At 55.0% G+C, this 5472-nt stretch carries 6 protein-coding genes; 2 read left to right on the top strand and 4 right to left on the bottom strand.

Annotation, left to right across the window (positions count from 1 at the left end; translation table 11 throughout):
- Positions 1 to 91 precede the first annotated feature (91 nt).
- Genes topB through H8S63_RS19500 form a run of 4 tightly spaced genes read right to left on the bottom strand, consistent with a single transcriptional unit; the run spans position 92 to position 4548 of the window.
- Positions 92 to 2179: a type IA DNA topoisomerase gene (gene topB, locus H8S63_RS19515; protein WP_004291456.1), complete on the bottom strand. Its 2088-nt coding sequence runs from the start codon at positions 2177 to 2179 to the stop codon at positions 92 to 94.
- A 60-nt stretch (positions 2180 to 2239) separates the two neighbouring features.
- Positions 2240 to 3811 carry a DUF3945 domain-containing protein gene (locus tag H8S63_RS19510; RefSeq protein ID WP_004291455.1) on the bottom strand — a complete coding sequence of 524 codons (1572 nt, stop codon included), beginning with the start codon at positions 3809 to 3811 and terminating at the stop codon, positions 2240 to 2242.
- A gap of 20 nt (positions 3812 to 3831) precedes the next feature.
- Positions 3832 to 4182, bottom strand: coding sequence for a helix-turn-helix domain-containing protein (locus H8S63_RS19505; RefSeq protein ID WP_004291454.1), 351 nt, complete (start codon positions 4180 to 4182; stop codon positions 3832 to 3834).
- A 3-nt stretch (positions 4183 to 4185) separates the two neighbouring features.
- Positions 4186 to 4548, bottom strand: a complete 363-nt coding sequence (locus tag H8S63_RS19500; RefSeq protein ID WP_004304264.1) for a helix-turn-helix domain-containing protein — start codon at positions 4546 to 4548, stop codon at positions 4186 to 4188.
- Positions 4549 to 4749: 201 nt separating this feature from the next.
- On the opposite strand from H8S63_RS19500, the gene H8S63_RS19495 reads away from it, so the two are divergent.
- Together H8S63_RS19495 and H8S63_RS19490 are read left to right on the top strand one after the other, a co-directional pair.
- Entirely contained in the window at positions 4750 to 5049 is a 300-nt protein-coding gene (locus H8S63_RS19495) for a helix-turn-helix domain-containing protein (RefSeq protein ID WP_004291426.1), read from the top strand.
- 31 nt (positions 5050 to 5080) lie between these two features.
- Positions 5081 to 5386 carry a helix-turn-helix domain-containing protein gene (locus H8S63_RS19490; protein WP_004291424.1) on the top strand — a complete coding sequence of 102 codons (306 nt, stop codon included), beginning with the start codon at positions 5081 to 5083 and terminating at the stop codon, positions 5384 to 5386.
- Positions 5387 to 5472: the final 86 nt, after the last annotated feature.

Raw genomic sequence — 5472 nt, 5'->3', positions numbered from 1 at the left:
TCCCTCCGAGTGCCACCACTAAATCCAAAGTATGAGTGTAATCCGGTATCGAAGAACAATTCATTACTCTGAACAAGTGGCAAAGTTAATACTATTTCTTCCGTCCTGAAAATTTCTTGTCCTTTTTAGCCTCCGGGAACACAAAAGTCGTGTTATATTCCCCGTCAAAGGCGACAACAGCATCGAAACTCTTGCCCTGTTTGCTCTTGAACCCTTTGAGCAGCTTGGTATGCCCTTCGGTGAGCAGGTCTTTGATTTCATCGTCGGACAGGGTGCGTCCCGCTTTCAGCCGGAACACGGGCAGTCCGCACTCCGTGTTGTCGCAGCGTACCACCTTGCCGTAGAACCGCATCCTGCCCGTGCCACACTTGGGACACGCGCAGCCGGAGTCACGGCTGCCGAAGAGCTTGTCGCACGAGATCAGTTCGGAGGTTATCTCACGTGTGTACGCCTCTATCTCCTTGCGGAAGGTGTCGTCGGACAGTTCCCCGCGCTCGATACGCGCCAGCTCCTTTTCCCATTCGCCCGTCATGGCAACATCGGCGATGCGCATCGTCTTGACGACGGAATTGAGGGCAAGTCCTTTTTCGGTGGGAACAAGCGACTTCTTGCAGCGTTCCATGTAACCGCGCTTGAAAAGCGTTTCGATGATGGAGGCGCGTGTGGCGGGAGTACCGATGCCACAGTCCTTCATCGCCTGCCGCAGTGCGTCGTCCTCAATTTCCTTGCCCGCCGTTTCCATTGCCGAGAGCAGGGTGGCTTCGGTATGCAGCGGCTTGGGTTTGGTCTTTCCTTCGGTAATGGACGAGCCTTTCGGTGTCAGCGTGTCGCCTTCCTGCCAGCCGGGGATGGTAATTTCCTCTTTTTCCTCGCCATAGACGGCACGCCATCCGGTTTGCTTCACGACGCTGCCTTTTACGGTAAACTCCACTCCGGCACATTCCGCCGTGACAGTGGTCACATCCTTGACGCATTTCTCAGAGAATGCCTCGACCATGCGCCCGGCAATCATCTGATAGATGGTATTGTCCTCTTTGGAGAGGAAGAGCGGTTTCTCACCCGTGACGAGCAGGGCATGGTGGTCTGTCACCTTGCCGTCGTCCACGCTGCGGCGTGTCGGGGCGGCTTTTGCCCGCACCTTGTCTTTCCATTCGGGCTGTGTGCCGATGAAAGCGAGCAGTTTGGGAATTTCGGCAAACACGTCTTCGGGGATGTAGCGGCTTCCCGTTCTCGGATAGGTTATCAACTTCTTTTCGTAGAGTTTCTGCGCGATTTCAAGCGTCTGTTCCGCCGTGAAGCCGTGCTTGGCGTTGGCTTCTTTCTGGAGCGTGGTCAGGTCGTAGAGCAAGGGAGTTTCCTCCGTCTTCTCCTTGCGCTCGGCTTTCGTGACAGTGGCGCAACCTGCCGCCTTTACCTTATTATATAGTTCCATCGCCGGTTCTTTCTCTTTCCATTTCTCGGAGGATGAGAATTTCACGACTTCGCCGTCGCAACCGTCCGTTGCGATATGGAGCTGCCAGAATGCTTCGGACGTAAAGCGGCGGTTCTCCCAGTAGCGTTCACATACCATAGCCAACGTTGGTGTCTGCACCCGCCCCACGGAATACGTGCCGTGTCCGGCGGCGATGGATAACGCCTGTGTGCCGTTGATGCCCACGAGCCAGTCGGATTCGCTCCGCGCTTTGGCGGCGAGGTAGAGGTTGTCGTATTTGCTGCCGTCTTCGAGTTTCCGCAGTCCCTCGCGGATAGCTTTGTCGGTGAGAGAGCTGATCCACAGGCGCACGAAAGGAGTGGTGCAACCCGTATAGTGGTAGAGGTAGCGGAAGATAAGCTCTCCCTCGCGTCCGGCATCGGTCGCCACGATGATATGTTCGCTTGTGTCGAACAGTCTTTTGATGACTTTTATCTGCGACACCACGCCGCTGTCGGGCTTGTAACCTTTCTCCGTCCTGACCTGACGGGGGACGAGCGTGAATGTGTCGGGAATAATCGGGAGGTTGTCACGGACAAATCCGCGCACGCCGTAGCCGTCGGGCATGGCAAGCTGAACGAGGTGTCCGAATGCCCATGTCACGGCATAACCGCCTCCCTCGAAATATCCTTCCTCTCTCTTTGTCGCGCCCACGATGCGGGCGATTTCACGTGCCACGGAGGGCTTTTCTGCAATGATTGTCTTCATGTCTTCTTCTTTTTTGTTGATACTTTGGATTTTATTTTGGATTCAGTGGCGGACACGGGATTACATTTTCATGCCCTTGCCCGTTTTCTTCTGCGGCTTCTCCTGCTGCTGTTGCTGGCGGGCGTCCTTCGGGTTGGTCTGACCTTTCTGCAACGGCTCTCTCAGATTCTTTGTAGCCTCGTTGGTCTTGCCATCGTTGTTCACCGCCACCTGCGTGCGGCTCTCGTTGGACGGAGCAACCTGCTGTGCATTGTCAGGGTTCGTGTCGTAGCGGTACGGGCGTCCCTTCTCCGGGTTGAACTTGATATACATCGTGGCATGGAAGCCCTGCTTGTCGGTCACGTTCTCCAGCTTCACGGCTTTACCCGCCACATAGTCGGCTTTCTGCTGGTCGGTGAAGCTCACGCCGCTCCATTTGCTGATGGGGCGGATGCTGCCGTCCTCGTTCGTCCACGTGTTGCGGCGTTGCTCCTTCTTGGTCTGTGCGGCATTTTCCCCGCCCTGCGCCTGACTTTTCGATGTGTCGCCTTTGGTTTCCTGTGTCTGTGCAGTACGGGGCGACTTGCCGGTTCCCGGCACGAACTCCACGCCGCGCTGCTCCACGTTCACTTGCAGGGTGGTGACGAACTTTCTGCCGTCGTTGCGCTCGATGAGCTTGTCGCGTACGGGCAGTCCGGCGCGGAGCATGTCCCGCTCCTGCGTGGTGATTTCCGTCTTGCCGATGCGCTCCGGGATGCGCACCCTGCTTGCCGGAATGTCCGTGATTTCATTCGTCTTGCGGTCGATGCTGATGTAGGAGGGGATGATCTCGCCCGTTTCCCTGTCCACAATGTCCACGACCCTACCGAGATTGCCCGTTTCGCGGAGGTTCTTCCGGTCATTGTCGGAGAATTTGTGTTCCTTGTACTCATCCAGCTTCTGCTCCTTGCGGATGAAGTGCGGCACGAGGCTGATGTTTCCCTCACCGTCCTTCTTGAAGGAGAGGCGGGCGTCCAGCTCGAATGATTCGCCGCCGAAGGTCGGTTTGACCTTTACCAAGTCGGACTTGCCATAGTTGAGCATCTTCGTAAGGTCGCCGGACTTTTCAAGGTTGTCCCGCTTTACGCCCCATCTGTCCTCCAGCTCCTGCCAGTTGATTTTACTCTCGTCGATGGGCTGGTAGCCACGTTTGCCCTGCATCTGTTCGGATTTGTCCTGTTGCTGTTCTTTCCGTTGTTCCATGTTCTCCTGTTTTTGAGGTTCTTGTTTCTCTGTCTGTTGTGCTGCCATCTCTTCCTGCACCTTCTTCTCATAGTCGGAGGTGTCCACCTTGTGAGGGGCGAGCAGCTCCTTGTTCGCTTCGGGGTCTTTCAGCAGTTGCTTCATCACCTCTAAGAGATTTTCAGCTTGGTCTGCCGCAATGCGGTAGAAACCGAAGCGGCTGGGTTCCTTGCACTGCCGGAAGAAGTTCTTGAAGAAGTTGTCCAGCACGTCGCCATGTCGGTCGAATTGCAGGAAACTCTGCGCGTTCTCCGCTTTTGCGGGGGTGCGCTTGGGTGTGCCGTCCGCGTTCAGCCCGGCTACCACGCTGATCTCGCCTGTCTTCTCGTCACGGACTACCAGCACGTCCTTTTCGTCTTTTTTCTTTGCCATCTGAAAAATGTTTTAATGGGTTATTTATGAAAGAAATTATGGATACGAGCCTTGTAGAAGGCTATATCTTCCTTTTTGAAGTCCTTGATATGGTTGGAAAGGAATGTCAGCACGTCCTCCTCGCTGTAATAGGTCTTCTTGCCCAGCGTCTTGTAGGGCAATGCGCCTACGCTGCGGTAGCGTTGGAGGGTGCGTTTGCTTATCTGGAGCAACATGCACAAATCCTGATTGTCGAAAAGGCGGATGCTTTCCGTGATAGTGGGCTGTTTCCCCTCAGCCTTCATCGCCAGCAGCAGTTCGTCCTGACGGTCGAGCCGTTCCATCAGCTTCTGCATCCAGCCCTCGAAGTTGTTTCGTGTGAGCAGTTCCATGACCTATGTCCTCCTTCCTTTTGGTTTGCCGCCCGTGCGCAGCGTGTGGTTGTGGAACAGGGTGTCTATTGTCCCTTCCTCGTTCCTTACTGTGTTGTCCTCCAATAGCCGCAGTATCTCGGAAAGGCGGTAGCGGCAGCTTCCGCGTACCACCACATACTCGATACGGTGGTCGGTGCGCATACGCTGCATGGTGCGCTTGCTCACGTTGAGCATCTTCGCCGCCTGTGCCGTGTCAAGCAGCTTGTCTTCGGTTTCCCGCTTCCGTTTCTTCTCGTCCCTTGCCTCGCGGATGTACCCTGCGATGTTCGCAATCTGCGCCATCATCTCCTTGTAGGCGGAACTTTCCATTGTTATCACTTTCATGTTCAGTCCTTTCTTTTTGTTTCTGCGACAAAATTCGGCAATAAACAAAAGGGGCTTTAACAACTCACTACGTGACTCACGTAAGATTTTTGCGGAAGATGGCTCCGTAACCCGGTCAAACGGCGCAACAGGCAGCCTTTCAGCGGAAAACGATACGTCTTGTATGCCGTTTCGTTACCTTTGCGGCAAACTCTAAATGACATGAATATGGAAATAGTATCTATCGAGAAAAAGACTTTCGAGATGATGGTGGCGGCATTCGGCGCACTCTCGGAGAAGGTCGCCGCCCTGAGGCGCAAAAGCGACACGGGGCGCATGGAAAGATGGCTCACGGGCGAGGAGGTCTGCGGGCAGTTGAGAATAAGCCCGCGCACGTTGCAGACGCTGCGTGACAGGCGGCTTATCGGCTACTCGCAGATAAACCGCAGGTTCTATTACAAGCCAGAGGAGGTGAAGCGGCTGATACCGCTTGTCGGCACGCTCTATCCGCACGGCAGATGATTTGATTTATTCACCCACTGAATCCGAAGTTATGATGAACGAGAACAACGATGTTTTTACGATGGAAGACGAGCCGATAGCCTCTGTGGTGCAGGATATGCGCAAAGGCTCGAAATGGCTGTCCGCATTTCTGGAAAGCTACCGTCCTCCGCTGGACGGGGAACGTTACCTGACGGACGGCGAGGTGTCGGAACTGCTCCGTGTGAGCCGGCGCACCTTGCAGGAATACCGCAACAACCGCGTGTTGCCCTTCATACTTTTGGGAGGGAAGGTGCTTTACCCGGAAACGGGGCTGCGCGGGGTACTGGAAGCGAACTACCGCAAGCCGCTGGAGTGAGGCGGTTTCATGAAAAAGTAAACGGGTGACACCTTTTGTGGTGCTACCCGTTTACTTGTCTTATGGGGTATGTGCAATCAGCAATA

It is taken from the genome of Bacteroides sp. NSJ-39 (genome assembly GCF_014287315.1).
Lineage (GTDB): Bacteria > Bacteroidota > Bacteroidia > Bacteroidales > Bacteroidaceae > Bacteroides > Bacteroides finegoldii.
This window is presented reverse-complemented; position numbering and strand designations above follow the sequence as displayed.

What these genes read in the sequence shown, in the direction of transcription:
- H8S63_RS19495 (WP_004291426.1), top strand. Translation starts at nt 4,750, where the DNA reads ATGAATATGGAAATAGTATCTATCGAGAAAAAGACTTTCGAGATGATG.
- H8S63_RS19490 (WP_004291424.1), top strand. Translation starts at nt 5,081, where the DNA reads ATGATGAACGAGAACAACGATGTTTTTACGATGGAAGACGAGCCGATA.
- H8S63_RS19505 (WP_004291454.1), bottom strand. Translation starts at nt 4,182, where the DNA reads ATGGAACTGCTCACACGAAACAACTTCGAGGGCTGGATGCAGAAGCTG.
- H8S63_RS19500 (WP_004304264.1), bottom strand. Translation starts at nt 4,548, where the DNA reads ATGAAAGTGATAACAATGGAAAGTTCCGCCTACAAGGAGATGATGGCG.
- H8S63_RS19510 (WP_004291455.1), bottom strand. Translation starts at nt 3,811, where the DNA reads ATGGCAAAGAAAAAAGACGAAAAGGACGTGCTGGTAGTCCGTGACGAG.
- topB (WP_004291456.1), bottom strand. Translation starts at nt 2,179, where the DNA reads ATGAAGACAATCATTGCAGAAAAGCCCTCCGTGGCACGTGAAATCGCC.